Genomic DNA, 26,457 nt, shown 5'->3' on the forward strand with positions numbered 1-26,457 from the left:
GTGTCGTTACTCCTTCTCTTAACCGTAAGAACCCGCCAACAGGCTCAAGTTCCCGATCGAGGGTGATGTTTCTGGTATACGTCTTGTAACCGCTGCTGCGCCACATGGGTATAAATTTGCGTGGTCGAGAGATCCGAATGGCCCAACAACAATTGCACCACCCGCAAATCTGCACCGTGATTCAACAAGTGAGTGGCAAAAGCATGCCGCAGTGTATGGGGAGAGAGCTTTTTTTGCACCCCTGCGACCACTGCTAGCTGCTTGATTCGATGCCAGAATGTCTGTCGGGTCATGCAGGTGCCACGGCGGCTGGGAAACAGTAGCTCCTGGTTGCCAGGCGTTGCAGCCCCCCCCATCAGCAACGCCCGTCCTTCACGCAGATAACGCTCCAGCCAGTGCAGTGCCTCTTCGCCCAACGGCACCAAGCGTTCCTTGTCGCCCTTGCCTATCACACGAATCACGCCTTGGCGGGGGTTTACCTGACTTTGCGTCAACGTCACCAATTCAGTGACCCGTAAGCCGGTGGCGTACAACACCTCCAGCATGGCCCGGTCGCGCAACCCTAAGGGGGTGGACAGGTCCGGCGCCGCCAACAGCGCCTCCACATCCGCTTCGCTCAGCGTTTTCGGTAACGGCCGCCCCAGTTTGGGACGCTCAATCAGCAGGGCAGGATCTTCACTAATACGCCCTTCGCGCTTAAGCCAACGGTAAAAGCTTTTCACCGCAGACAACTGACGAGCCACTGAGCGGGCACTGAGGCCCTGCTGGTGCCGGTAGGCCAAAAACTCCAGCAGTTGATAACGCTCGCAACCGAGCAGGGCTACCCGCTGCCCTTGCAACCAGCAAGCCAACTGGCTGAGGTCGCGACGATAATTAGACAAACTATGCTCACTCAGTCCTTTTTCCAGCCACTGCTGATCCAGCCAGCTATCAATCAGCCGGCGGTGGTCCTCGGTGAGCTGTCCATCGATTGCCGTTACCATGACGCCATCAAGCCTTATGCAAAAAGAGAAAACAACGTGTTACGCGGGCATTACCATGGATATCCGTGGGCGGTTTTACTAAATATTACCCCCACACCCGGCCATGTTAACGACAAACCCTGCCATTAAAGGCAACAATGGAGACGAGCAACATTGATTAGAAACCGTTACCAAGGAGAGCAATCGTGGGAATTTTATCTTGGATCGTATTCGGTCTTATCGCCGGTATCATTGCTAAATGGATTATGCCTGGAAAGGATCCGGGCGGCTTCATTGTCACCACCCTAATCGGTATCGCGGGTGCTGTGGTCGGTGGCTGGCTAGGCTCCATCACTGGCCTAGGCGGTTCGGTCAGCGGGTTCAGCCTAGGCAGCTTTGTCACCGCCATTATCGGTGCATTGGTACTGCTGGCTCTGTACCGGCAGATGAAAAAGTTTTAGCAAACAGCTGCAAGCCGCACGAGGATCCAAGCTCCTGCTTAGCACAAAAAGCAGGGGGTTCGCGCTGTAATCAAAATGAGGCAGAGTCCCTTGTAGAATCAACGCTCACCGAAACCCAGGCACCGCGTTTAATGCAACTGCAAAGCGGCTCCTGCGTTGCAGCTTTGTGGCTTGGAGTTGTCGCTCTTTGCGGATATTTAAGCCGCAGAGCGGACCCAAAAAAGCCGCTTCCTTTACGGGAAGCGGCTTTTTTGTTGGAGCAATCTACCGGGCCAGAGGTTGATTTCGCATGCCCTACAGCAAAGGCTAAACCAACATTCACTCGCGGTAGAAGGAATCCGCAATCTACCGGATTTTTTCTTTGATCCGTGCAGACTTGCCTGAGCGATCACGCAGGTAGTAAAGCTTAGCGCGGCTAACATCACCACGACGATTCACTTCGATGGAATCGATCAGCGGGCTATGCAGCTGGAATACACGCTCAACACCGACACCGTGGGAGATTTTACGCACAGTGAAAGCAGAGTTCAGCCCACGGTTACGACGAGCGATAACCACACCCTGGAACGCCTGCAGACGCTCGCGGGTACCTTCCTTTACTTTCACTTGCACGGTAACAGTGTCACCGGCACTGAATTCCGGAAGTTCGGACTTCAGCTGGGCTTCTTCGATGCCCTGGATAATAAGGTTCTTGCCACTCATGGCAGTGCTCCTAATCAGTAGTTTTTGCTGTATGCGACGGCTGCTCGGCGATGTATTCGTCCAGCAGCTGTTGCTCTTCTTTGCTCAAGCCCCGCGCCCGGCGGGCCTCCAGCAGGTCTGGACGCTGTTGCCAGGTCCGTCCCAACGCCTGCTTAAGGCGCCAGCGGCGAATCAGTTCATGATTGCCGCTGAGCAGTACCGGTGGCACTGCCTGCTCGCCATACACCTCCGGGCGGGTGTAGTGCGGGCAATCGAGCAAGTTTTCGAATTCACCCGAAAAAGAGTCCTGCTCGGCGGAGTCTTGGTGACCCAACACTCCGGGTATCAATCGGCTAACCGCATCGATCAGCACCAGCGCTGGCAATTCACCACCGCTGAGTACGTAGTCGCCGATGGAAATTTGCTCATCCACCTCGGCATCGAGCAAACGCTCGTCTACGCCTTCATAGCGCCCGGCCAGCAATATTAGGCCAGGCTGTTCCGCTAACGCCGTGGCCTTGGCCTGGGTTAACGGCTGCCCCTGAGGGGACAGGTAAATCACTTTGGCTGCCGGGTTGGCGACGCGTGCAGCCTGTAAGGCTTTCGCCAGCGGCTCCACTTTCATCACCATGCCAGGGCCGCCCCCAAAAGGGCGATCATCCACGGTACGGTGGCGGTCTTCGGTGAAGTCCCGAGGGTTCACCGTTTCCACCTGCAGCTGACCATTATCGACAGCCCGCCGAGTAACGCCAAAGCCAGTAATCGCTTGTGCCATCTCCGGAAACAACGTTACCAGAGTGACGGCAAACGTAGGCTTCGTCGTCATCATTTAAAAGTCCGGATCCCAATCCACCGTCATTTCGCCGTCTTCTAGGCTAATCGCAGTGATCACGTCCTCCGGAAGCCAAGGAATCAGACGCTCACGCCGATCCAGGCTATTGCGGTCCCCACGCACCACGACCACGTCATTGGCACCGGTTTCCACCATGCGCGTCACGCTGCCCAGGTCCATGCCATTCACATGTTTTACCCGTAGGCCAATCAAGTCGCGCCAATAATACTCACCCTGGCCTGATTGCGGCAGCAAATCGGCAGGTACGCCGATATCCTGCCCCACCAAGGCCGCCGCAGCTTCCCGGTCGGATACGCCTTCCAGTTGCGCGATCAACCCTTTCCCTTGAGGCCGAAAGCCGGTCACTTTCACCGGTTTCCATGTTCCAGCAGCGCTAGAACCGCCTGAGTTCAGGGCGCCCTGTTTCAGGTGCCAGGGCTGGTACTGCTGGAGGTTGACCATGGGGTCGGTATAGGAATACACCTTTACCCACCCCTTGACGCCGTGCACCCCAAGGATGCGGCCGACTACCACCAGCTGGGAGGACGCGCCCCCTTCAGCCGAAGAGGATTGTCCTCGCTCTGCCATCAGGCTGCCTTACGGGCCTGTTTGGCAAGGGTCTTAACACGGTCAGACAGCTGTGCACCCTTAGCAACCCAGGCATCCAGGCTTTCTAAGTTCAGCTTGAGAGGGATTTCACCGCCACGGGCGATGGGGTTGTAGAAACCCAGTTGCTCGATAAAACGACCATCACGTGCGTAACGGCTATCTGCAACAACGATGCTATAGAACGGGCGCTTCTTGGAACCGCCGCGAGCGAGACGAATAACTACCATGGTTTACTTACCTTATTTATCAATCCGGTTTCCCGGCCGAACCATCAACAAGACGCTCCGACCATCGTATCCGCTTGAAAGCCACCCGTGAGAAACACGCAGAGGCCGCGAAGGGCGCGAATTATACAGGGAGTCGAAGCAGGCAACAAGCACCACACTCCGTGCATTTTCATGCGCTTGCGAAAACACCTTTTTGAGTGCAGGCCTCTCGTAGCGAGAACCTGTACCGCAGGGCAATCAAGCATTGCCGGGCTTAACAGGAGAGACCGTGCTGCATAGCGTTTAGACTACCTCGCACCCCAAACGCAACGCGGGCAGAGGGGTAGACCTTGCCGCCCGCTCTGCCCGCGCTCTACAGCTTGCGCCTTGACGCTGTTCCTACATCGGCGGCATGCCACCTGGGCCACCCATGCCCCCTGGCGGCATGCCGCCACCGGGGCCGCCTTGGCCTCCCCCTCCCATCATACCTTCCATACCCCGCATCATGTTCTTCATGCCACCCTTGGTACGCATCTTCTTCATCATCTTGGCCATCATTTTTTGCTGCTTGATGAGACGATTCAGGTCCTGAATTTCCAGGCCGGCACCGGCGACAATGCGTTTCTTACGTGACCCTTTGAGCAATTCCGGGTTGCGACGCTCTTTCGGCGTCATGGAATCGATCAACGCTTCCATGTGCTTCATTTGCTTCATGGCTGCCGGATCTTGGGCTGCTTCCATCATCCCGCCCATGCCCGGCAGCTTGTCGAGCAGGCCGGCCATACCGCCCATATTACGCATCTGTTGGAACTGGTCCTTCAGATCCTCGAAGTCCATCGCCTTGCCTTTCTTGAACTTCTTGGCGATTTTTTCGGCTTTCTTTTTGTCCAGCTTGCGCTCGGCTTCTTCCACCAAGGACAACACATCGCCCATGCCGAGGATCCGGCTGGCAATACGATCCGGGTGAAACGGCTCCAAGGCATCGGTTTTCTCACCCATGCCGATAAACTTGATGGGCTTACCAGTAAGCTGGCGTACGGACAGCGCAGCACCACCGCGGGAGTCACCATCGGCCTTGGTAAGGATCACACCGGTGAGAGGCAAAGCCTCATTGAAAGCCTGGGCGGTATTCGCCGCATCTTGACCCGTCATGGCATCGACCACGAACAGGGTTTCCACCGGGCTAATAGCGCCGTGTAGACGCTTAATTTCGCTCATCATGTCTTCATCGACATGGAGACGACCAGCGGTATCAACGATCAGCACGTCCATATAGCGACGACGGGCTTCATCCAGCGCCGCATTGGCAATATCCACCGGATCCTGATCGCTGGAAGACGGGAAGAAGTGAGTCTCCACCTCACCAGCCAAGGTTTTCAGCTGCTCAATAGCCGCCGGGCGGTAAATATCCGCAGACACCACCATGACCTTCTTCTTCTCCCGCTCTTGCAGGAAGCGCGCAAGCTTGGCTACGGACGTGGTTTTACCTGCCCCCTGCAAACCCGCCATCAAAATAATGGCTGGAGGCTTAGTAGCCAAATCCAGACCATCATTGGCGTCGCCCATGGTATGGACAAGCTCGTCGTTGACGATCTTTACGAACGCTTGGCCAGGGTTCAGGCTCTGCAACACCTCCTGCCCCAAGGCTTTTTCTTTTACCTGCTCGACAAACTCTTTCACCACCGGCAAGGCCACGTCGGCCTCCAGCAGTGCCTTGCGCACTTCGCGCAGGGTGTCGCGGATATTGTCTTCGGTCAGGGAACCCTGACCTGCCAGGCTTTTAAGCGACGATCCCAACCGATCGGTGAGATTCTCGAACATGGGTCTACCTCCAAATGCACCATGTCTGCGGCCAGGCATGCCTGCCGCAGTGACAGGGGCGCAATTATAGCCCTCCTTGGGCATCAACGTCATGGGGCACGACCGTAACACACTCATCCGAACACAAAATGAGAATGATTGTTGATAGACAACTGGCGCCTATGCCAGACTTCAGCGGGCTTGGCCCGGAATTTTATACCCGGGCGCCTACTTCGGATAACAACGGCTTATGAACTTTTCCGTGATCACCGGCTTCGCGGCGTTTATTTTGTATCTCACCGCCTGCCTGATCCTGTATCGACAATTTCGCGGCAAGACCGTGCCATCCCGGGCCAGCATCCTGATCCCCGGCACATTGGCCGTGATTGCCCATGGAGCCAGTCTTTGGCAGGTGATGATCACCGACGAAGGGCTGCAGCTAGGGTTGTTCCCCATTGCCTCCGCCACAGCCGTGACGGGTGCCGCCGTGGTGCTTACGTCTAGCCTGTATCGTCCTTTCGAGTGGATATCCGCTCTCGTCTACCCGTTTGCGGCGGCTACCATTCCCGCCATGCTATGGGTAAACACGGGCTATACCGCTCACCCACTAACCCACGGGCTTGGCGCCCACGTGCTGCTTTCCATTATTGCTTACGCAATACTGGCCTTAGCCGCGTGCCAGTCGATTCTGCTTTGGGTGCAGGATCGGCAGCTTAAAAATGGCCACATCCGGGGGGTAATGCGCGTATTCCCGCCCATCCAGGTCATGGAATCCATGTTATTTGAAGCCATTTGGCTGGGCGAAATCCTACTCACCATCGCCATACTCAGCGGCTTCCTTTACGTAGATAATTTATTTGCTCAGCATCTGATGCATAAAACAGTGCTGACGCTCATATCCTGGGTAGTGTTCGCTATTCTACTTGGCGGTCGTCATCTACGCGGCTGGCGAGGGCACACAGCCATTCGCTTCACTCTTAGCGGTTTTGCCATGTTGCTAGTCGCCTTCTTCGGCAGCCAACTAGTTCTAGAATTCATATTGAAACGCTGAAAACGATAAAAAGTTGTGCCGCCAAAGGGGAAGAGTGCGGCGGCGGCCGCAGCAACGGGCTAAGGCCGTGCCCACGGTTCCACTTTTAACTTCCAACTCGCTCCCGCTTTCCTTGACACCTCAACCCCTCGGCCCGAACAATAGCGGGCCGACTGGCGGATAAACGATATTTCCTTTGGATACCTACTCTGACGGGTTGCTGATTGGCGCCCTGGTTATTCTCATTCTTGTTTCTGCTTTTTTTTCTAGTAGTGAAACCGGCATGGTGGCGATCAATCGTTACCGGCTTCGGCATTTGGCCCGCCAAGGTCAAAAAGCGGCCAAACGGGTCGAAACCCTGCTCAAACGAACAGACCGTCTGTTGTCTGTCATTCTGATCGGCAACAATTTCGTCAATAACTTTGCCGCTACCGTAGCCGCTATTTTGGCCATCCGCTGGTTAGGCGACAGCGGCGCAGCAGTGGCCCCGGTGGTAATCACCATCATCATGTTGGTGTTCGCGGAAATCACCCCAAAGACCTATGCTGCCATGCGCCCAGAGCGGGTAGCCTTTCCCGCCAGCCTGATCCTTAAGCCTTTGCAGGTTGTGCTCGCGCCCCTGGTATGGATGGTGAACGGGGTTAGCAGCATGCTACTACGGTTAGGCGGCATTCGCCCCAACGAGCATGATGACGACCACCTCAGCCCAGAAGAGCTGCGCACCGTGGTGAATGAAGCCGGCGGCCTAATCCCAGAAAATCATCAGAAAATGTTGCTTAACATTCTTGATCTGGAAACTGTCACCGTGGAGGACATTATGGTCCCCCGTAACGAGATGGTGGGAATCGATCTGGATGATGACATGCACGACATCCTCACCACTCTGCGCTCCAGTCAGCACACTCGTTTACCCGTTTTCAACGGCGACCCGAACAATATGATCGGCCTATTACACCTGCGTAAATTGAGCCGTTTACTGCTCAAGGAGGAAATCAACAAGGCCGAGCTAATGCAGTACACCGTCGAGCCTTACTTCGTCCCGGAAGCGACCTCCCTGCACCAGCAATTAATCAATTTCCAGAATGCCAAGCGCCGCATCGGCATAGTCGTAGATGAATACGGAGACGTACACGGCCTGGTCACCCTGGAAGATATTCTCGAAGAAATTGTCGGCGAATTTACCACCGACCTGGCCGCCACCAGCCAGGACATTCACCCACAGGAAGACGGCAGCTACGTGATTGATGGCTCCTCTACCTTGCGAGACATTAACCGCGCCTTGCAATGGGAACTCCCCACTGATGGCCCAAAGACGTTGAACGGCCTGATTCTGGAGTACCTTCAGGACATTCCCGACGCCAACATCTCGGTAAGAATCGACCGGTACCTGATTGAAATCTTGCAAGTGAAAGACAATATGGTGAAGGCTGTGAGAGCGAGGAGGGCAGAAGTTAATTAATCACTACGGATGGATAATTGATTACTGTGCGAGAAGCGCAGGCGGAACGCCAACGCCAGCCCTCAATTATCCAGCAGCTTCAAACTCTGTCCGCGATCGGCGAACCCACCCAAGCGAGAATATCGGCTTCATAGCGTTTAACCAGCGCACGCCCTTCTGCTATCGCTTCCTTCGCGCGGTGGAAGTCCATCAGCGCAAAATCTTCCAGCATTGGCACCAGTGTCACCTCTGGTGGGTCGCCAGCCATACGCGAGCGGGTAATACGGTCCTGCATGATATTGATACTAGACGCCACTACATCAAAAAACCCCGGGTCCTGACCATCGCCTGAGGCAAAATAATCCATCATTTTTTGCCAGATGCTGCGCTCTTCAGCGGTGCTCTCTTCACCCTCTGCCTGGCTACGAGTGTCCCGTGACAGGTGAGCGCCCACCAGCTGAGCATTCAAGTTTACCGCGATCACAACATCTGCACCCATGGCTCGAGCCGCAGAAACAGGTACGGGGTTAACCAAACCGCCATCGAGCATCCAGCGCCCCTGCATCTTCACCGGAGAAAACAGGCCAGGCAAAGCACAAGAAGCCCGTGCAGCATCCAACATGCGCCCTTTGGTTATCCAAACTTCGCGGCCGCTGGCCATGTCCGTGGCAACGGTGACCAACTTCTTATCCAGGGTTTCTATTTCGGGATTATCGTGGTTGTTCTGGAAAAAGCTAAACAGCTTCTCCCCCTTCACCATACCTCCGGAAAAGCTGATATCCAGCAAACCAAATACATCTTTCACCGTCAGGGACTCGACCCAATCGGCAAAGGCGTTGAGCGAACCGGTGACATAAGCGCCGCCCACCAAGGCGCCAATAGAGGTACCTGCCACCACCTGAGGATGAACGCCGATCTCATCCAGCGCCTGAATAACGCCAATATGTGCCCACCCCCTGGCCGAGCCACTGCCTAACGCCAAGCCGACAACAGGCTGGACAGGCTCTTGGCTACCCATCTCGGTCGTCATTTATCGTTCTCCTTACGCACTACGCAGGGGGCTGGCTCGCCATTCATGCGCTGATCAATACGGCGAAACACTTCTCGCTTTTCATCATCCGAGAGCAACCCCCAGATGGAAATCTCTCCACCGGTACGGAAACAGCCCACACAGATATCATCTTCATCCAATGCGCAAATCGACACACACGGCGACACTAGCTGTCTTTCAGTCATGGAACCGCTCGTCCACCTCCAGGTGCTGAGCAAACTCTTTCGCGTGGGCCACATAGTGCATGCTGCCCATGGTCAACATAGCCTTATGCCCCTCACCAATTTCTTTCACTACCTTGGCAGGTGACCCCATAACCAAGGAGTTGTCGGGAATTTTCATGCCTTCCGGCACGAGGGAGTTCGCGCCAATGATACAGTTATTGCCAATGACCGCTTTGTTGAGCACCACCGCATTGATACCGATCAGGCTGTTATTACCCACCGTACAGCCATGCAACATGACTTTGTGCCCCACCGTCACATCCTTGCCCAGTTTCATGGGCACACCCGGGTCCACGTGCAATACAGCACCGTCCTGAATATTGGTATTCTCACCAATTTCTATGACATCGTTATCCGCTCGCAGCACCGCGTTGAACCAAATACTGCTGTTGGCTTCCATGATCACCGAGCCGATGACGGTGGCGTTATCCGCTATCCAGTGGCCACCACCACGCTGCTCTAAGCGACGCTCACCAATCTTATAAATCATGCCTTTCCCCTTTTTACTGATACCCAGCGGCGGGTTATTTCACTTCGAACTCAATGCCTGCGTCATAAACATGGTTAATCAAGTCCAGAATCATGAAGGCGGTTAGCCCCCAAATACGCTTGTCTTCATAGTAATAGCTGGGAATACGAAACTGGCGACCAAACACATCGATAGGACTGGAAAGCTCTGGTATCTCATCCAGGAAAAACTGCAAGGGAACCTGAAAAATCGTGTCAATCTCGCCGGGCTCCGCTTGCAGCTCCACGTCAGGACGAACAATGCCCACAAAGGGCGTCACTTTCATACCATAACGGGACGCCAAGGGAGATAATTGCCCGAGCACATCCACATAATCCGGTGACAACCCAACTTCTTCTTCGCTTTCTCGCAAAGCGGTCATCAACAAATCTTTGTCGCCTGGATCCCGCTTGCCTCCAGGAAAGGCCACTTCGCCCGCATGAGTGGGCATGGAATTGGAGCGAACCGTCAGGATGATCTGGGGGTCAGGCACATCCACTAACGGCATTAAAACAGCGGCCTCAGGTAAGGCCAGGGACAATTCTGTGCGTCTGTAATCCGGCAAACGCTGCCTGAGCTGCTCAAGCACACCCTTCTCCAATTCACAAATTCAAACGCTAGTTTGAACAGCCCGGGCGCCCTGAGCAAGCCTTGTCAAAGCCCATTGCCGACCATCGGTCACAAACCCATCCCCCTTTTTGGGGCACGGTAAACTTTTGACTTACGCCAAACGAACTAACTGCTAACTGGCTCTCCCCCCCCCTACACCATACGCATCCCGCCATTTTCCCTGAAAACCGACTAACCAAAGTGCGCAATCGCTCCGCTTTCTATTACCCTATCGACTAGTAGAACGCTGATAAATTCGGCCCCAATGGCGAATTTCACTGCAGGAAAAGTCGCGTAAAACTGGGCGCATGGGGTTTAATTATCAGGGATGAACATGATGACAGAGGACGCCACCGCTCGCCTTTTTCTTGCCGGACTCTTGTTGATTCTGATGGCACAGGCGAACGCTACCGACCTTTCATTTTTCAATGAAACACCCACGGGAAATAAAGCGGATATTACCCAGCAGGGAAGGAGCGCCGCCACTCTTCAACGGGAGGAGCTAAGCCTTAGCGCCTCATGTCAGCAAAAGGATTTCGCCAACCAGGCCGACATCATCCAGCTCAGCTGGGAAAACCTCGCGGTGGTGAGCCGATACGGTACTGGGATCTAAACTATGCCGGGATCTGCCAGAAAGGGGCCAATAACACAATCACGCCGGGGGGAGATGACTCTCACGCAGAATTACTCTCCGCTCTCTTCCAAGTGGTTTTCATGCACCCAACGCATCACGCCCACCCGGCTTTTCACCCCCACCTTGCGATACAGGCTTTGCAAATGCGCCTTCACCGTATGTGTGCTCAGGCAAATAGCATCAGCGATTTCGTGGTTGCTCATGCCTCGCACCACATGGTCCAGCATTTGCCTTTCACGGCTCGTGAGGCTTTCAAAGATATGCCCACACCGAGTCGGGGTTTTGCGGTGACGGACCAGATAATCCATGTAACTGCGCGGGAACCAGCTACGTCCCTTGCAGACCTCATCCAACGCCTTGGAAATAAGCGCGTCGCTATCCTGCTGGTAGATAACCCCCTTGACTACCGGCCAGTTAAGCAAGAAAAAAATATTATCGTCTCGATCTGCATTAACCAGAATTACCCGACACAGCGGCATGTGCTCCTGGATACGACCAAGCAACCCTTCGATTTCCGGGGTGGAAAAGTCCAGCACATTGATGAGAACCAAGTCATCCTGAATCTGATCACAGAAAAGATCTTCACTGCTGATTGCTGTGCAGGATACGCCACGCTGGTTTTCAATTGATTTCGCTAAAAGCCGGATTGCAAGATTGTTGCAATGCGAAACCACCAGATAGGCTTTACTCTCGTCACGGGTCCTGTGCGCCATCGACACATCCATATCAATGTACCCTCCCCAATCAATGTCCCTAGCCCCAAGTGCATAGACAAGGGGCTAAGAAGCGCCGCCATGCTACATTACCAAACAGGCCAATGTCGTATGACTGGCTTCTATTAACCAAGATCGCTAGTCTATGGCCACCGTTTTCAAGAGCACCGGCTCTATCTGCGATATATTAAATATCTGCAAATTTGTGGTATACGTCACAAATAATGCCACTTTCATTTTCTACAGGCAATTGTCAAATCATTCATACCCCAAATGAATGGTCTGCGTTGAGGCGATATCTTCCGGGGCGTTAACCCCCCCCTCATTGTGAGTTTTTCATGAAATTCTGTAGCCATTGCGGCAATCCCAACCTGCAGTTCAGTATCCCTGAAGGGGATAACCGCCCCCGCTACTGGTGCCCGGATTGCGAGACGATCCATTATCAGAACCCCAAGATCGTGGTGGGTGCAGTGCCCATATGGGAAGGTAAAGTGCTGCTCTGCAAGCGCGCCATTGAGCCACGCAAAGGCTATTGGACGCTACCGGCTGGCTACATGGAAAATGGAGAAACGCTGCAGGAGGGTGCGGCCAGGGAAACGTGGGAGGAAGCCTGCGCCACGGTAGCCATTGGCGACTTGTATACAGTTTTCAATTTGCCGCATATCAATCAGGTGTATGTTTTCTTTCTTGGTGACGTGGAAGACGGTAAATACGGCGTCGGGGAAGAAAGCAGTGACGCCGGCCTCTTTTCCCTGGATGACATCCCTTGGGATGAACTGGCGTTTCCCACCATCGGCCGCACCTTGCGGTTTTATATCGACGACCTAGAGCGCAACGATTTTCCGGTTCGCACCCAAGACATCCAGCCGCTCAAACGCCGCCCCCAAGAGGAGTGACACAACACCGGCCACACTCAGTGTATGCCGGGCAACCTCTCCAGTTTCCACAAGTCAATGGCAGGCTCTTCGTAGGGGTGAGACAGACGCAGGGCGCTAATCACCGCTTGCAGACACGACTCAAGGCAAAGCGTTTCCACCCGGTATTCTTCCACTACTTCCACCTGATCCTGCTCACCTAAAAAAGGCTTACTCCCTGGCAAGGGGCGAAATTGCCCCTGCCCCAAAGTCTGGAAGCTGCAACAGTCATAATCGCCCAAGTGCCCTGCTCCCGCCTCGAATATGGCAGTTTTCACCTGCTCAACATGGCTAGCGGGCACATAGAAACACAGCTTGTAATGCAGCTCCTCCATTGTGGCCTCCTCGCGATTATCATTGGTTACGCCAAACGGCGCCCCAAGCACAAACGGCAATCAATGCCGCGCAACTTACGCGCCAACACGGGTTCCAGTTTTACACTTTCAACTCACCACACTCCGGTTTCAACTCATATTCACCTTGGGCCGAAATCCAGACACCTTCTGCCGACACTGACTGCACACCATTCACCCATACACTGCCTTCGCAGCGTAATTTACGGCGCTCTAAAGAAACCAACCGGGCCTCAAAATCCACTGGCGTGTTCAACGGAGTAGCCGCCAGATAGCGAATATTGAGAGTACCGGTCATGCCGAGCTGGCGAACATAATCCTGCGTCTTGGCCATCAACATATCCAATGCCAGTGCCAGCACGCCACCGTGCACCCGTCCTGGAGGTCCCTGAAACACCGAACCGAAGGTGGCCCGCCCGCGCACGCAGTCGCCATCCAGCCACAATTCCAACGGCGGCGAAAGCGGTGACGCCTTACCAGTAAGGATTTCAAAATCCACCAGATCGGTCACATCATCGCCACTTGCTTCCCCGGTCAGCATGCGCTGCAGAATCTGGTTGTAATCGCGCTGCCCTTCCTGCTGCAATGCCTGTCGCAATAGTTGCACCTGAGCAATGTAATCCTGCAACTTGGCCTGCGATGCATCCAGGCGTAGCACCTGTTCATTAAGGCCCGCGAGCTCCTGCCCCAGCTGACGATGCAGCTGAGCACGAGAGGAAGGCTCAGGCGTTTCCGCCACACGAATATCTCGAAAATGATAGGTGGTTTTCGTCATACGTTACCCCAAACTCTTAGGCATCAGCCAAATGCCTTGCGCGTGGACGGCCTGGATATCGCCATGCCAGCCAAGATAGTTATACCCGCCTGTGCACGGATCAAACGCTCGGCCAGCTGCGCCTAGCCGCACTGATACGGCGGCACTGACAAAATCGCTGGGCACAGGCCCGGTTTTGTAGGCCTCTTGCCGCTCCCTGGCCCCAAAGATTTTTTTCAGGCATGGAAATACAACGGGCTGAGGCTACGGGAAACTGACGGCAACACGCCATCAAACCATCGCTTGATTCTGAGCGGAGACAGGGACTGGCTCAAGGCCCGAACAGAACATAAAAAAGGCGGAAAGGGTCACCCCGTTTCCGCCTTCTACTCTTTTCACTTTAGCTTTTTAACCGATTTTCATCCTACCCATTTCCGGGCGTTGGCAAACATCCGCAACCAGGGGCCATTTTCGTGGCCGCGCCAGTCATCCGGAATCCAGCTATTTTGCAGCACACGGAACACCCGCTCGGGATGCGGCATCATAATAGTGACGCGGCCGTCAGTGGTGGTAAAACCGGTCACACCCTGTGGCGAACCATTGGGGTTGGCCGGGTATTGTTGCGCCGGATTCCCCAAGCCATCCACGTAACGCAGGCTCACCAGCCGCTGCTCGAGATTGCGATTCAATGCATCGTCCGCCAGCTCCACACGACCTTCCCCATGGGCTACCGCAATGGGAATTCGCGTACCGGCCATGCCTTGCAGCAGAATGGAGGGAGAGTCCTGCACTTCCACGAGGGATGTGCGCGCCTCGAACTGCTCTGACAGGTTGCGCACAAAACGCGGCCAGTGCTCAGCACCGGGAATCAAATCTTTCAAATGCGACAGCATCTGGCAGCCATTACAAACCCCAAGCGCAAAGGTGTCTTCTCGGAAGAAGAAACGATTAAAAGCTTCACGCATCTCTTCATTATAAAGCACCGTCTTGGCCCAGCCTCCGCCAGCACCTAGCACATCGCCGTAGGAGAAACCGCCACAGGCCACCAAGCCCTTGAAATCATCCAGCTTCACACGGCCTTCGAGCAAATCACTCATGTGCACATCAACGGCGGAGAAGCCCACACGATCAAACGCTGCAGCCATTTCCGTCTGACCATTAACGCCCTGCTCGCGCAGGATGGCCATTTGCGGTTTGCTGCCAGTATTGATGGAGGCAGAGCCAATAAACGGGGCCGCAGGGTTTTCCGTCATATCGAAGGTCAGCCGCACGTTCAGGCCCGGGCCATTGCTATACGCAATGGCATCGAATTCCTGGCGAGCACAATCCGGGTTATCCCTCAAAGACTGAATCTGGTAGCTGGTTTCTGCCCAGATACGCTGCAACTCCCGGCGCGGGGTTTCCAGTAAAGTACCGCCGCCCAAGCGCAGACGGATAACATCGTCGCCATCCGGTTGGCCTAGACAATGAACACACTGGCCCAGCCCGGCTTCCGCATAGCGCGCTATCACCGCGTCAGCCTGGGCTTTTTCAACCTGCAGCACGGCGCCCAACTCTTCGCTAAACAGGGCCGCAATGGCTTCCGGCGTATCACCAGCCAGATGATCCAAGGTGATATCCAAACCTGTACGAGCAGCGAACGCCATTTCCACCAGTGTGGTGAACAGGCCGCCGTCGGAACGATCATGGTAAGCCAGCAGTTTGCGCTCAGCCAGCAACTGTTGAGTCACTTCGAAAAAGGCAATCAGGTCTTTGGCATCATCCAAGTCCGGGGCAATGTCACCGACCTTGCCGTACACTTGTGCGAGAGCAGAGCCAGCCATACGATTCTGGCCACGGCCCAGATCCAACAGCAGCAACTCACTCTCCACGCCAGTTTTCAGTTCCGGGGTCACCGTCAGGTCGATATCGGTGACCGTGGAAAATGCAGAAATCACTAGCGACATGGGCGCAGTCACACTTTTATCGATGCCCTTGTCGTTCCACACCGTACGCATGGATAGCGAGTCCTTACCCACCGGAATGGCAATGCCCAGCTGCGGGCATAGATCCATACCCACCGCTTTCACCGCATCAAACAAGGCCTGGTCTTCACCAGGGTGGCCCGCCGCTGCCATCCAGTTGGCCGACATACTAATCTGGCCCAGGTCGCCCAGGTGTGCACCGGCAATATTGGTGATTGATTCGGCCACCGCCATACGACCAGACGCCGCCGCATCCACCAATGCCACTGGGGTACGCTCCCCCATGGCCATGGCCTCGCCAGTGGTTTTGCCCTCTGCGTTGGGATTAAAACCGGTCGCGGTTACCGCACAATCAGCCACCGGCACCTGCCAAGGGCCAACCATTTGATCACGGTGCACCAGCCCGGTAATGGAGCGATCCCCGATGGTGATCAAGAAGCTCTTGGAGGCCACAGAGGGCAAACGCAAGACCCGCTCACTGGCATCCTTGAGGTCAATACCTTCGGTGCTGAACGACTGGCGCACAAAGTCTTCGCGCTCGAAGCTGCGCAGCATTTTCGGCGGCTTGCCGAACAGCAGATCCATGGGCAGATCCACCGGCGCCTTGCCAAAATGTTCATCGCTGACGGTCAAGTGCTCTTCATCCGTCGCCTCACCCAGTACCGCATAGGGTGCGCGTTCACGCTGGCAGATGGCGTCGAAGCCGGGCACGTCTTCTGGCATCACCGCCAACACATACCGCTCCTGAGCCTCATTACACCAAATCTCTACCGGGCTCATACCGGGCTCAGAACTGGGCACCTTGCGCAACTCCAGCTTGGCACCCATATCATGGTCGTGTACCAGTTCAGGCAAGGCGTTGGACAAACCGCCAGCGCCCACATCGTGAATGGACACAATCGGGTTATCGTCCCCTTGAGCCCAGCAACGATCGATCACTTCCTGCACCCGCCGTTCGATTTCCGGGTTCTCACGTTGCACCGAGGCAAAATCTAGCGCTTCCGCAGACTGCCCCGAGGCCATGGAGCTCGCCGCCCCTCCCCCCAGCCCGATCAACATGGCCGGGCCACCCAACACAATAATCTTGGCACCGGCGGGAATGGGATTCTTTTCCACATGGCCGTCGCGAATGTTACCTAGGCCACCGGCGATCATAATTGGCTTGTGGTAGCCGCGCACCTCATCACCGTTAACGCCCGGAGCACTGATTTCCAGGGTGCGGAAATAACCACACAGGTTCGGACGGCCAAATTCATTATTAAAGGCCGCCGCACCAACCGGCCCTTCGATCATGATATCCAGCGCTGAGGCAATACGCCCAGGTTTGCCGTACGGTTGCTCCCAGGGCTGACCAAAACCGGGAATATTCAAGTTGGACACGGAAAAACCGTTTAGGCCAGCTTTGGGCTTAGAGCCACGACCTGTCGCTCCCTCATCACGGATTTCACCGCCAGAGCCGGTGGCCGCCCCCGGATGCGGTGCAATCGCCGTGGGATGATTGTGAGTCTCTACCTTCATCAACATATGTACCGGTTCGTTGACGAACTGATACTGCTGGCTGCCCGGCACCGGGAAAAAGCGGTCTGCCACCGGGCCGGCCACCACCGAGGAATTATCGCTGTAAGCGCTCAGCACCCCATCTGGTGAATGCTTGTAGGTATTACGGATCATCCCGAATAGGCTCAGATCTTGCTCTTCACCGTCAATAGTCCAATCCGCATTGAAAATCTTGTGGCGGCAGTGCTCGGAATTGGCTTGGGCAAACATCATCAGTTCCGCATCGGACGGGTTACGCCCCAACGCAATAAACTGCTCCACCAAGTATTCAACCTCATCCGCAGCCAGCGCCAGCCCCAACTCACCATTGGCGGTTTCCAGCGCCGCCCGGCCCCCGCCAAGAATATCCACGGTCGTCAATTCCCGTGGCTGGTGATGGGTAAACAAGGTGACGGCGGCATCCAGCTCGGGCAGCACCACTTCTACCATTCTGTCATGTAGGGCGGCAGCCAGAGTATCTCGATCACCTTCACCGTCCAGTCGATACTCAATCCCGCGCTCAATGCGCTCCACCTGAGTAAGGCCAGCGTTATGACAAATATCCGTTGCCTTGGAAGACCAAGGCGAAATGGTGCCTGGGCGCGGCACCACCACAAAACGCTGCCCCTCAACCTGGGCTTCTTCAACACTGGGGCCATACTCAAGCAAACCTTCCAGCACCTGGTGTTGTGCAGCATTGAGCGGCATCGACAACTCCACAAAATGCACATAGCGCGCCGACAAGGCCGATACGCCATTCAAGGACTCGAGCAGTTTTTCCTTACGAAATGCGGACAGGGCCGGGCTTCCGGAGAGGATCAGCATAGTGCGCCTTATATGATTACCAATGGGGATTGAGGGGTGCCAGATGTTCAAGGCATTTATTTAGGCTGGCAATGATACGGGATTTGCTCGCCGCTCGCAGCCTCTCAAGCCGCCCAATTGCAGCGCAAGGCAGTATACTTCTTGCTCGCTCTTACTCTGCTATCAAGCATGGACGAATCGCCCACACACAGCCCACGATATACAATTTAATGCTCACCTGTTAACCTCTAAAATTGTGCAAAAAAAGAGCAATTGTTCGACAAAGGCATACAGAACAGTCAGTTGCCGATGATAGAGTCGCGCCTCAATTTTGTGATATGGATCACAAATATGAGATCATAACGACAGCATCTAGTCTTCCGCTGATTGACAATAAGCAGCAGCCATCTGTCTGGACAACCTGGTAGAGGTAGATCACCAAGTGACAGAACTCTTTCGACATAGCAAGCATTTGCTCGCCTCGCTGGCGCTGCTCAGCGTATTGGGGCTAATGTTAGCGATGCATCCCAGCCCCTCTGCCATAGAGCGCATCATGGCCCGTGGCGAGCTGGTGGTCCTGACGCGTCCATCCAACACCACCTATTACGAAGACCAGCACGGCTTCACCGGTATGGAGTATGAACTCGCCAAAGGGTTCGCTGACAGCCAGGGCGTGGAGTTGCGTATCCTCGAATCCGACGACCTGTCCTACATTCGATATGCCATCCGCAAAGGTACCGCTGATATTGTCGCAGCCGGCCTGATCGCCACTCCAGAACGTAGCAAGAGTCTGCGTTTCAGCACCGCCTATCAGAATGTCGATGTTCTGCTAGTCCGCCGCCTTACCAGCCACCGAATTACTGACCTAAGCCAACTTAACCAGCAAACCATTGCCGTAAGCGCAGGTTCCAGCCACGCAGAGCTGCTTCTCAAGGCACAGCTTGAGAGCCCAGAGTTAGAATTCCAAGAAGTGGAAAATGCCACTCCGGAACAATTACTGGCCTTGGTGGAAGACGGTCAAGTGGATTACACCCTGATCAATTCCAACAGCTATACCCTGCAGAGAGCCCTCTGGCCCGACCTGGTCGCCGATTACACCGTCGCCAGAGACATGCCTCTGTCGTGGGCATTTAACCCCAAAGACGATAAAAGCCTATACCAGGAAGCACAGCGTTACCTGACCCAGGCCAAGGCAGACGGCACCACCGCCAAACTGGAAGACCGTTTTTACGGCCATGTAGAACAGTTCAACCTTTACGCAGCGCGCAGCTTTATGCGTCACTTGGATGATCGACTGCCTCTATACGAAGATCTATTCAAGCAAGCTGAAGAAGACAGCGGCTTTGACTGGCGCTTACTGGCCGCCCTCGCCTACCAAGAATCCCTGTGGGACCCGCAAGCCATCTCGCCCACCGGCGTGAAAGGCTTGATGATGCTCACGAACAATACTGCTCGCCAGATGGGCATCAGCGATCGAACTGACCCATCACAAAGTATCCGTGCCGGCGCCGGCTACCTGCGCCGCACCCATGCGCGGATTCCCGATCGTATTCCTGAGCCCAGCCGTACCTGGATGGCACTGGCTGCCTACAATGTGGGGTACGGGCATTTGGAAGATGCCCGCGTACTCACCCAGCGCCAGGGCGGCAACCCGGACAACTGGCAGGACGTTAAACAACGCCTGCCTCTACTGGCCAAGCCCGCCTACGCGGATCAACTCCGCTACGGAACAGCGCCAGGCGGCCAAGCAGTGGCCTATGTCCGTCACATTCGGCGCTATTACGATCTCTTAGTATGGGCAGAAAACTCCCGTCGTCGTGATGACACACTCATCGCTCTGAATTAATCCAAGCACCATCTGCCTAGCAATCACACGTTGAACACGCGAACCCACCCGGTGCTTACTGCCGGCGTACGACCAAGGCCATCCCCAAACCCAAATCCAAATTGCACGCACCGCTCAGGCAAAAAGAGCAAAGCCGCCTCATACATCATTTCGGTGGTAGAAACGCAGCTCTTCAAGAGAGCCACGCACACGTTCCACGAGTGCGTTACTGAGTTGGCGATAATCAGGATAAGGCGTTAACAGCAACCGCTTTTGCGGGTCTATGGCGACCCCCGGTACTGCCTGCAAATGCTGGGCATTGTGTTGCAAGCTGGTGAACCGTGACAGATTCTCCTTGCCCCCGATCCAATGCCAACACGGTGCCTGCACCAGTTCCGGCATGAAACATAACGCGGTTTCCCGAAACAAGACCTCATCTCGAAAATGCCGCCAATCACTCTCTACCGGGCAGGCTACCTTGGCCAGAAGGGTCACGATCTTACGCCAATGATTGGAATTAGCCGCCAGCAATGCTGCAACATCAAGGGTCATTTCATTGGGTCGATGCGGCAAATACAAAATCAGGGTCGGGCTGGTAGCACCCAAATAATCGGCGTTATGCATGCAACCATACTCGTGCTTGAGGAACGCATATTCTACCGATTGCGACACTGGAGAAGCGAAAACGAAAAAGGGCTTGTCGCAGTAATTACTGCGACAAGCCCTTCGTCTGAATCTGGTAGGCACGAGTGGATTCGAACCACCGACCCCCACCATGTCAAGGTGGTGCTCTAACCAACTGAGCTACGTGCCTAAAGAGGGTGGCAATTCTATGCAGCTTGATCCGTCAGGGCAAGACCCCCGTTGCAGATTACCGGCCATCAGCCAAATATCCACAACACAATGAGGAGTAATTACTTACGACGTCGCGAACCCCAGGCGGTTTCAATCTGCCGAGCACGGGTGATGGACTCTTCCACCAGCTCCGACTGATGCTCTGCAAATTCCCGAATAATTTCCAGCGCCGAGCGTACATCACGGCGAAAAATAGTTTCCACCAACGCCTTAAAGAACGACAAACACTCCTTTATTTCATCAGGCTCCAAATGCAACGCCATGAAGTAAGCCCGCTGCATAGCTGGCTGCATGTTAATCAACACATCTTCCACAAAAACATTACGCGCGAATGGATAAAGATGCTCCAGGAAACGAAAACTAAGAGTAAAAAAAGCATCATAATCCCGCTCTTCAGCCTCCACCTGTAACCCGTGGACCAGTTCGATGAAAGAATCCATATCTTCTTCTCGAACCACTTTAATAGCCTTTCGAATCACTAAACCCAGCAGCACCTGCATGACTTCATACAGATTACGCACATGGGTCTCTGACATCTCTTTCACCACGGCACCACGGCGAGGAAGAATGTCGATAAGCTGGCGACGCTGCAGGATCAATAAAGCCTCACGGACCGAACCTCGGCTGACATCAAGCTCACCGGCCACACGGAGTTCCTGAATGCGATCTCCCGCCAGCATATCGCCATGAATAATCTGCTGCGCAAGATGCTGGGCAATTTGCTCAGAGAGGCTTTCTTTTGCTTTGAAACCCATCGAACCCCCGGTACCTGTTGAACAATTCAGTCCATTTTGTCTGACTATAGTACACAAAAAAACCGCCACCAAGTGCAGGCTTTACTGACCCTCACCCACCAACAATCACTACATTGGTGCCATACTGACTCCCAGTAACACAGAGTCTTCTACAGCAAGAATGATGACCACATCAAAAAAACAGGCGGAGCGTCATGAACCAGAGCCTCATCACCCAGTTACCCAGAGTGGAACAACTGTTCGACCGTTACGCTGAACGTTTCGGCAAACAGCAAACAACGTACCGTAACCATGTATACCGACTGGTGAATCTAGTCATAGCGCAACGGCCCTTGAACGTAGAAGAGCTGGATAAATTACAGATTGCTGCTTTTTTCCATGATGCGGGGATCTGGTTAGCTGGCACCTTCGATTACTTGCCGTCTTCGTCCCGCCAAGCAGATCACTATCTGCAGGAGGAGCAGCTGGAAGATTGGAGTCATGATGTACACAACATGATCATGAATCATCACAAAGTTAGCCGTTTCAGCCACAACCATTTGGATCTTACTGAGGCCTTCCGTCGGGCCGACTGGATCGATGTTAGCCTTGGACTACTGCGTTTCGGTGTTCCCATGGCCAGAATTCGGCTGATCAAACGCAGCTTCCCCAACGCAGGCTTCCACCCGCTATTGTTGAAACTCAGCGGTCGGCAAATACTCAAGCAACCCTGGAGACCATTTCCTATGTTCAGGCGGTGAGCTTCGACCGACACTGTTTTATGGCTGAAAAAGTTACCCACAACTTCTGTGGATAACTCTGTGAATAGACTGTCAGGAACCTTCCCCACCACCTGCCACGCCTACCATTACATTAAAGTGATGAAAAAATGGCCATAAAATTAAACCATTTAAAATCATATACTTACAAATAAACATAACAAATCAACAGCTTAGCGATCAGCCTTCGCACAGCAGATGAAAAAATGCAGACATGCTGTGCAAAACTGTTGCCCATGAACAGGGCATTAAGGAAATAGCAAGAGGAGACGACACAAATTTCAACTTAATATTGATCGAGAGACTTATCGTTCAGGGTAATTTGAACAGACAGACAAAAGAATCTAAGTAACCTCTGAAAAACGCCTTACATGCTCAGCGTCAGCCAGAAAGGTACAAATGTTGTGTTTTATCGCAACGGGCAGCAGGTGAAGCCTTCACAGGCCACACTCTTCAGATCTTCCGGATGGACCGCACTCGTTATTATGCTTTTCATTGGATGAGCATCTCTCGACCTCCTTAAAGGAGGCAACCCCAAAACCGCGCCAAGATCGCGATCCTGCCTGAAAATCTAGGCCCGCAAAAGGTTTCAACCGTCCGTTAGAACGAGGGGATATTTCTCTTAGACAGCCAACCTATTACAAGCGTCAACGTATCAGCCAGTCCTGACTGCACTGGCCGCAGGAAAGACTAAGCCAATCGAGTTTATAACGGTATCTTATCGATGCTATCCGCCGTGTTATCAATGGCACCATCGACTTTTTCAAGGGCTTCATCGGCAGCATTGCCCGCCACTGGAATAATTGACAATACGGCCCCAACCACAGAGCCTGCCGCTCCCACTAAACGCATGGGCGTGGTGGCCAACTTGGTCAGAAAGCAACCACTAAGAACCGCAGCCAACAGAGCAATAGCGGCTAAACGCATCACAGATTTCATACTCCCACCTTTTCTACTTATTTTTAATTGGCAGTATTACCCATCAAATCACTGGCTGCAGCTTGATGGGTAATGGTTAACGATTTTAATATTCGAAGGTCATTCCCAGACGCTTACCCACTTCTTCATAGGCTTCAACCACTCCGCCCAACCCCTGACGGAAACGGTCTTTATCCAATTTTTCGCGGCTATCCTTGTCCCACAAGCGGCAGCCATCCGGGCTAAATTCATCCCCCAGTAATACCTCACCTTTAAACATGCCAAACTCCAGCTTGTAATCCACCAGCAGCATGCCCCCGTCCAGAAACAGCTGTTTGAGCACGTCGTTCACCGCAAAGGTGAGGGTTTTCATCTGTGCCACCTGATCGTCGCTGGCCCAACCAAAGCTACGAATATGGAAATCATTGACCATGGGGTCCCCCAAGTCATCGTCCTTTAAGAAGAACTCAAACGTTGGCGGCGTCAACTCCAGGCCCTCTTCCACACCCAAGCGGCGGCATATGGAGCCCGCAGCAATATTACGCACCACGCATTCCACCGGAATCATATCTAGCTTCTTCACCAGGGATTCAGTGGCCGATAGGGTTTTCTCAAAATGGCAGGGGATGCCCGCCGCTTTCAGCTTTTCCATAATGGCTGCGTTGAACTGATTATTCACTGCCCCCTTGCGAGCCAATGCCTCTTTTTTCTTACCATCAAAGGCGGAGGTATCGTCACGAAACAGCATAATCAGCATGTCTTCGTCATCGGTGGTGTACACGGACTTGGCTTTGCCGGCATACAACTCGTCGCGTTTTTCCATGGAAAGGCCTATTACTCAGGTCAGCATTAATGTACTTGTAGCCAGTCAAACCCTTCCGTCTGACTAGCAACGCTAATTCGTTCACGCCCGCGGGTTACCACCCGTTGCACGGCATCCAGTGCATGCAGGGACGTGTTGTTCTGTTCGCTCAGGTGCGACAGCACCAAATGCTGCAGGCGATCCACATTGGCCTGACGCAACAGCGCCGCAGCCTGATCATTACTCAGGTGGCCTAACATACCACCCACACGTCGTTTCAACGATGCTGGGTACGGTCCTGAGGCTAGTAATTGCGAGTCGTGATTGCATTCTAATACTAAGGCATCGCAGTCCCTGTAGGCATCAACCACATGGGGGGTAATCGCACCCAAGTCGGTAAGCACTCCCACCGTGCGCTGCTGCCAAGAAAAGCGATACTGGCAAGGTTCACGAGCATCATGGGGCACCAGCACCGGCAGAACTTCCATCGCTCCCAGTGTAAACGTCCGACCGGGGCGAATTTCTTGCCAGTTAGCCTCTTTCAGGCTGGCGCGTTTGTCGTGCACAGCGCTGGCGGTGCCAAATGAGCTATATACCGGGCACCCCACTTTACGGGCCAACGCCCCGGCGCTACGAATATGATCTCCGTGCTCATGGGTGACCAAAATCGCACTGAGCTGATCGGCGACCAGCCCCAGCTGCCCCAATCGCACCTCAGTTTCCTTAATGGTAAAACCACAATCAACCAACACCAAAGTGTCGTCAGCGTGCACCAGCGTGGCGTTGCCTTTGCTGCCACTGCCCAATGAGGCCAGCTGCATTAATCGAGCTCGTCGTAGATTCGCTCAAGAATGGCCTGCCCCGGGATTTTATCCACCAGTGCGGAGCCCTTCTCATTCAACACAGCCACCTGAATACCGTTGGTCGTATGGCTTAATTTCAACTGTGCTTCGCGGGCACCCAACTCATACCGATCGGGAACCTTAAGGTAAAAGATACCCACTTCTCGATCACGATCACTGACCTTTAAATCCGTCTGTTTTAGGGCATCACTCACATATTCCCATGCCCAGGCGTAGCGAGTGGACATCATGATAATCGGGTAACCATTGCCATCCCGACCTAGCAATGCTTTAGCGGATTCACCACGCGGAGCAGACTCAACGTTTTCGTTGCCAGAGGCACTCCCCAACACCACCAGTTGCGGCGGGCGCGGTGCCTCAAAACGCTTTTCATCTTCACCAGGAGCGGTTAGCCGCTCATCCTCGCGAGGCACCGCATACAGGGGCTGCTCACCAATAAACACGCCACCGTCGGGCACTTTAATCGGGTCGGTCACGGCCGCTTTACGGTATTCCAAACTGCTGTCTGGCAACCAGCTACAACCAGCCACCATCAAAGCGAGCATGAGTGGTGCCAGCAACGCCGCTTTCTTCATTTAACCTCCAACAGGCCGCATTGGCGCATGGTTTCACGTAACCGCGGCTGAGCCGCTTCTGACATCGGCACCAACGGTAGCCTGATACCCGCGTCAATTAGGCCCATTTCAAACAGTGCCCATTTCACCGGGATCGGATTCGCTTCAATAAACAGATCACGATGCAGGGGTTCGAGTTCCGCATTCAGTGCCCGAGCGGTATCCGCATCACCAGCCAGAGCCGCCTCACACATGGCGGCCATCTTCGCCGGGGCCACGTTAGCGGTCACCGAAATATCGCCATGTCCGCCAGCCAAAATAAAGTCCATGGCGGTGGCGTCATCGCCAGAATAAAGCATGAAATCATCAGAACAGCGCTCACGGATTTCGCGAGCCCGCTCCAAATTACCGGTGGCTTCCTTTATGCCCACGATGTTCGGCACTTTACTCAAGCGCTCCACGGTTTCCGGCAGTAAATCGCAAGATGTTCGACCGGGCACGTTATACAGTATTTGCGGAATATCTACCGCACGAGCTATCGCCAAGAAGTGTTGATACAGACCTTCCTGGGGCGGCTTGTTGTAATAAGGCGTCACCAACAGGCAAGCGTCTGCGCCATCTCGTTTGGCATCTCGAGTCAGGCGAATGGCTTCTTCTGTGTTGTTGGCACCAGTACCGGCAATAACCGGAAGGCGGCCCTTAGCCAGCGCCACCACTTCACGGATCACGCTATCGTGCTCTTCAAACCCAAGGGTAGCGGATTCACCGGTCGTCCCCACAGCTACGATGGCATGGGTGCCTTGTTCTACATGCCAATTAACCAGCGAGCGCAATCGCTCCCAGTCTACGGACCCATCTGCACGCATGGGGGTCACCAGCGCCACTATGCTGCCGCGAATCATGCCTGTCTCCTATTGTGCGCAAACCCGTTGCGCCACTCAATGCGCTCAACGATGCCTCCCAACTAGCGAGCCCTATCGTCGGGTGAAGGGCGCTATGGTAAACCCCGCCCCCAAAGCGGACAAGGAGCGCGTCTGCGGTTTA

Annotated in this window: 28 protein-coding genes and 1 tRNA gene; 7 read left to right on the top strand and 22 right to left on the bottom strand. The window is 54.3% G+C overall.

Annotated elements, in window-relative coordinates; genetic code table 11:
* Positions 1–44: 44 nt before the first annotated feature.
* A complete protein-coding gene (xerD, locus tag Y017_RS10820) occupies positions 45–983 on the bottom strand; it encodes a site-specific tyrosine recombinase XerD (RefSeq protein ID WP_011588087.1) in 939 nt (312 codons plus the stop codon).
* 185 nt (positions 984–1,168) lie between these two features.
* Here xerD and Y017_RS10825 point away from each other — a divergent pair, with 185 nt between their 5' ends.
* Positions 1,169–1,423 (top strand): GlsB/YeaQ/YmgE family stress response membrane protein, encoded by a 255-nt coding sequence (locus Y017_RS10825; protein WP_011588086.1) that lies wholly within the window; start codon positions 1,169–1,171, stop codon positions 1,421–1,423.
* A gap of 345 nt (positions 1,424–1,768) precedes the next feature.
* Here the strand turns inward: Y017_RS10825 and rplS are convergent, their stop codons facing one another.
* From rplS to ffh, 5 genes are all read right to left on the bottom strand, one after another.
* Positions 1,769–2,125 (bottom strand): 50S ribosomal protein L19, encoded by a 357-nt coding sequence (gene rplS, locus Y017_RS10830; RefSeq protein ID WP_011588085.1) that lies wholly within the window; start codon positions 2,123–2,125, stop codon positions 1,769–1,771.
* A 10-nt stretch (positions 2,126–2,135) separates the two neighbouring features.
* The gene (trmD, locus tag Y017_RS10835; RefSeq protein ID WP_011588084.1) at positions 2,136–2,933 is read right to left on the bottom strand and encodes a tRNA (guanosine(37)-N1)-methyltransferase TrmD; all 798 of its coding nucleotides are present in this window, start codon (positions 2,931–2,933) and stop codon (positions 2,136–2,138) included.
* A complete protein-coding gene (gene rimM / locus Y017_RS10840) occupies positions 2,934–3,524 on the bottom strand; it encodes a ribosome maturation factor RimM (protein ID WP_011588083.1) in 591 nt (196 codons plus the stop codon).
* The gene (rpsP, locus tag Y017_RS10845) at positions 3,524–3,772 is read right to left on the bottom strand and encodes a 30S ribosomal protein S16 (protein WP_011588082.1); all 249 of its coding nucleotides are present in this window, start codon (positions 3,770–3,772) and stop codon (positions 3,524–3,526) included. The genes rimM and rpsP overlap by 1 nt, the downstream gene beginning before the upstream one ends.
* Before the next feature lie 378 nt (positions 3,773–4,150).
* On the bottom strand, positions 4,151–5,572 hold the full coding sequence (ffh, locus tag Y017_RS10850) for a signal recognition particle protein (RefSeq protein ID WP_011588081.1): 1,422 nt from the start codon (positions 5,570–5,572) through the stop codon (positions 4,151–4,153).
* A 229-nt stretch (positions 5,573–5,801) separates the two neighbouring features.
* On the opposite strand from ffh, the gene Y017_RS10855 reads away from it, so the two are divergent.
* The gene (locus Y017_RS10855; protein WP_011588080.1) at positions 5,802–6,602 is read left to right on the top strand and encodes an inner membrane protein YpjD; all 801 of its coding nucleotides are present in this window, start codon (positions 5,802–5,804) and stop codon (positions 6,600–6,602) included.
* A 175-nt stretch (positions 6,603–6,777) separates the two neighbouring features.
* On the top strand, positions 6,778–8,040 hold the full coding sequence (locus tag Y017_RS10860) for an HlyC/CorC family transporter (RefSeq protein WP_011588079.1): 1,263 nt from the start codon (positions 6,778–6,780) through the stop codon (positions 8,038–8,040).
* A 79-nt stretch (positions 8,041–8,119) separates the two neighbouring features.
* On the opposite strand, the gene rssA is transcribed toward Y017_RS10860, so the two are convergent.
* Genes rssA through Y017_RS10880 form a run of 4 tightly spaced genes read right to left on the bottom strand, consistent with a single transcriptional unit; the run spans position 8,120 to position 10,391 of the window.
* The gene (gene rssA, locus Y017_RS10865; RefSeq protein WP_011588078.1) at positions 8,120–9,049 is read right to left on the bottom strand and encodes a patatin-like phospholipase RssA; all 930 of its coding nucleotides are present in this window, start codon (positions 9,047–9,049) and stop codon (positions 8,120–8,122) included.
* Positions 9,046–9,255, bottom strand: a complete 210-nt coding sequence (locus Y017_RS10870; protein ID WP_011588077.1) for a DUF1289 domain-containing protein — start codon at positions 9,253–9,255, stop codon at positions 9,046–9,048. The genes rssA and Y017_RS10870 overlap by 4 nt, the downstream gene beginning before the upstream one ends.
* Positions 9,248–9,784: a gamma carbonic anhydrase family protein gene (locus Y017_RS10875; protein ID WP_035460797.1), complete on the bottom strand. Its 537-nt coding sequence runs from the start codon at positions 9,782–9,784 to the stop codon at positions 9,248–9,250. Before Y017_RS10875 ends, Y017_RS10870 begins: the two co-directional genes overlap by 8 nt.
* Positions 9,785–9,818: 34 nt before the next feature.
* Positions 9,819–10,391 carry a CoA pyrophosphatase gene (locus Y017_RS10880; RefSeq protein WP_035460800.1) on the bottom strand — a complete coding sequence of 191 codons (573 nt, stop codon included), beginning with the start codon at positions 10,389–10,391 and terminating at the stop codon, positions 9,819–9,821.
* A gap of 354 nt (positions 10,392–10,745) precedes the next feature.
* On the opposite strand from Y017_RS10880, the gene Y017_RS10885 reads away from it, so the two are divergent.
* Positions 10,746–11,024: a hypothetical protein gene (locus tag Y017_RS10885; RefSeq protein ID WP_035460802.1), complete on the top strand. Its 279-nt coding sequence runs from the start codon at positions 10,746–10,748 to the stop codon at positions 11,022–11,024.
* 71 nt (positions 11,025–11,095) lie between these two features.
* On the opposite strand, the gene Y017_RS10890 is transcribed toward Y017_RS10885, so the two are convergent.
* Positions 11,096–11,758 (bottom strand): helix-turn-helix transcriptional regulator, encoded by a 663-nt coding sequence (locus Y017_RS10890; RefSeq protein ID WP_231483483.1) that lies wholly within the window; start codon positions 11,756–11,758, stop codon positions 11,096–11,098.
* Between the two features lie 338 nt (positions 11,759–12,096).
* Between Y017_RS10890 and Y017_RS10895 the strand changes: the two genes are divergently transcribed.
* Positions 12,097–12,654, top strand: coding sequence for an NUDIX hydrolase (locus Y017_RS10895; RefSeq protein ID WP_011588072.1), 558 nt, complete (start codon positions 12,097–12,099; stop codon positions 12,652–12,654).
* Between the two features lie 17 nt (positions 12,655–12,671).
* Here the strand turns inward: Y017_RS10895 and Y017_RS10900 are convergent, their stop codons facing one another.
* The 3 genes from Y017_RS10900 to purL all read right to left on the bottom strand — a co-directional run bounded on the left by Y017_RS10900 (position 12,672) and on the right by purL (position 18,104).
* Positions 12,672–13,007: an NIF3 1 gene (locus Y017_RS10900; RefSeq protein WP_011588071.1), complete on the bottom strand. Its 336-nt coding sequence runs from the start codon at positions 13,005–13,007 to the stop codon at positions 12,672–12,674.
* A gap of 100 nt (positions 13,008–13,107) precedes the next feature.
* A complete protein-coding gene (locus Y017_RS10905) occupies positions 13,108–13,800 on the bottom strand; it encodes a PaaI family thioesterase (protein ID WP_011588070.1) in 693 nt (230 codons plus the stop codon).
* A 398-nt stretch (positions 13,801–14,198) separates the two neighbouring features.
* Complete coding sequence (gene purL / locus Y017_RS10910; protein WP_035460805.1) at positions 14,199–18,104, bottom strand: phosphoribosylformylglycinamidine synthase; 3,906 nt, start codon at positions 18,102–18,104, stop codon at positions 14,199–14,201.
* Between the two features lie 421 nt (positions 18,105–18,525).
* Between purL and mltF the strand changes: the two genes are divergently transcribed.
* On the top strand, positions 18,526–19,929 hold the full coding sequence (gene mltF, locus Y017_RS10915; protein ID WP_011588068.1) for a membrane-bound lytic murein transglycosylase MltF: 1,404 nt from the start codon (positions 18,526–18,528) through the stop codon (positions 19,927–19,929).
* Between the two features lie 138 nt (positions 19,930–20,067).
* Here mltF and Y017_RS10920 read toward each other — a convergent pair whose 3' ends face one another.
* From Y017_RS10920 to Y017_RS10930, 3 genes are all read right to left on the bottom strand, one after another.
* Positions 20,068–20,532 (bottom strand): hypothetical protein, encoded by a 465-nt coding sequence (locus Y017_RS10920; RefSeq protein ID WP_035460807.1) that lies wholly within the window; start codon positions 20,530–20,532, stop codon positions 20,068–20,070.
* A 113-nt stretch (positions 20,533–20,645) separates the two neighbouring features.
* Positions 20,646–20,722 (bottom strand) — tRNA-Val (locus tag Y017_RS10925).
* 100 nt (positions 20,723–20,822) lie between these two features.
* A complete protein-coding gene (locus tag Y017_RS10930) occupies positions 20,823–21,518 on the bottom strand; it encodes a GntR family transcriptional regulator (protein ID WP_011588066.1) in 696 nt (231 codons plus the stop codon).
* A gap of 194 nt (positions 21,519–21,712) precedes the next feature.
* Here Y017_RS10930 and Y017_RS10935 point away from each other — a divergent pair, with 194 nt between their 5' ends.
* Positions 21,713–22,258 carry a hypothetical protein gene (locus tag Y017_RS10935; RefSeq protein ID WP_011588065.1) on the top strand — a complete coding sequence of 182 codons (546 nt, stop codon included), beginning with the start codon at positions 21,713–21,715 and terminating at the stop codon, positions 22,256–22,258.
* Positions 22,259–22,981: 723 nt separating this feature from the next.
* Here Y017_RS10935 and Y017_RS10940 read toward each other — a convergent pair.
* The 5 genes from Y017_RS10940 to dapA all read right to left on the bottom strand — a co-directional run bounded on the left by Y017_RS10940 (position 22,982) and on the right by dapA (position 26,315).
* Positions 22,982–23,215, bottom strand: a complete 234-nt coding sequence (locus Y017_RS10940; protein WP_011588064.1) for a DUF6726 family protein — start codon at positions 23,213–23,215, stop codon at positions 22,982–22,984.
* A gap of 85 nt (positions 23,216–23,300) precedes the next feature.
* Positions 23,301–24,017 (bottom strand): phosphoribosylaminoimidazolesuccinocarboxamide synthase, encoded by a 717-nt coding sequence (gene purC / locus Y017_RS10945; protein WP_011588063.1) that lies wholly within the window; start codon positions 24,015–24,017, stop codon positions 23,301–23,303.
* A 26-nt stretch (positions 24,018–24,043) separates the two neighbouring features.
* A complete protein-coding gene (locus Y017_RS10950; protein ID WP_011588062.1) occupies positions 24,044–24,817 on the bottom strand; it encodes an MBL fold metallo-hydrolase in 774 nt (257 codons plus the stop codon).
* Positions 24,817–25,434 carry an outer membrane protein assembly factor BamC gene (gene bamC / locus Y017_RS10955; protein WP_011588061.1) on the bottom strand — a complete coding sequence of 206 codons (618 nt, stop codon included), beginning with the start codon at positions 25,432–25,434 and terminating at the stop codon, positions 24,817–24,819. Before bamC ends, Y017_RS10950 begins: the two co-directional genes overlap by 1 nt.
* Positions 25,431–26,315 (bottom strand): 4-hydroxy-tetrahydrodipicolinate synthase, encoded by an 885-nt coding sequence (gene dapA / locus Y017_RS10960; protein ID WP_011588060.1) that lies wholly within the window; start codon positions 26,313–26,315, stop codon positions 25,431–25,433. The genes bamC and dapA overlap by 4 nt, the downstream gene beginning before the upstream one ends.
* Positions 26,316–26,457: the final 142 nt, after the last annotated feature.

This window comes from Alcanivorax sp. 97CO-5, from assembly GCF_000524665.1.
GTDB classification, from domain to species: Bacteria; Pseudomonadota; Gammaproteobacteria; order Pseudomonadales; family Alcanivoracaceae; genus Alcanivorax; species Alcanivorax borkumensis.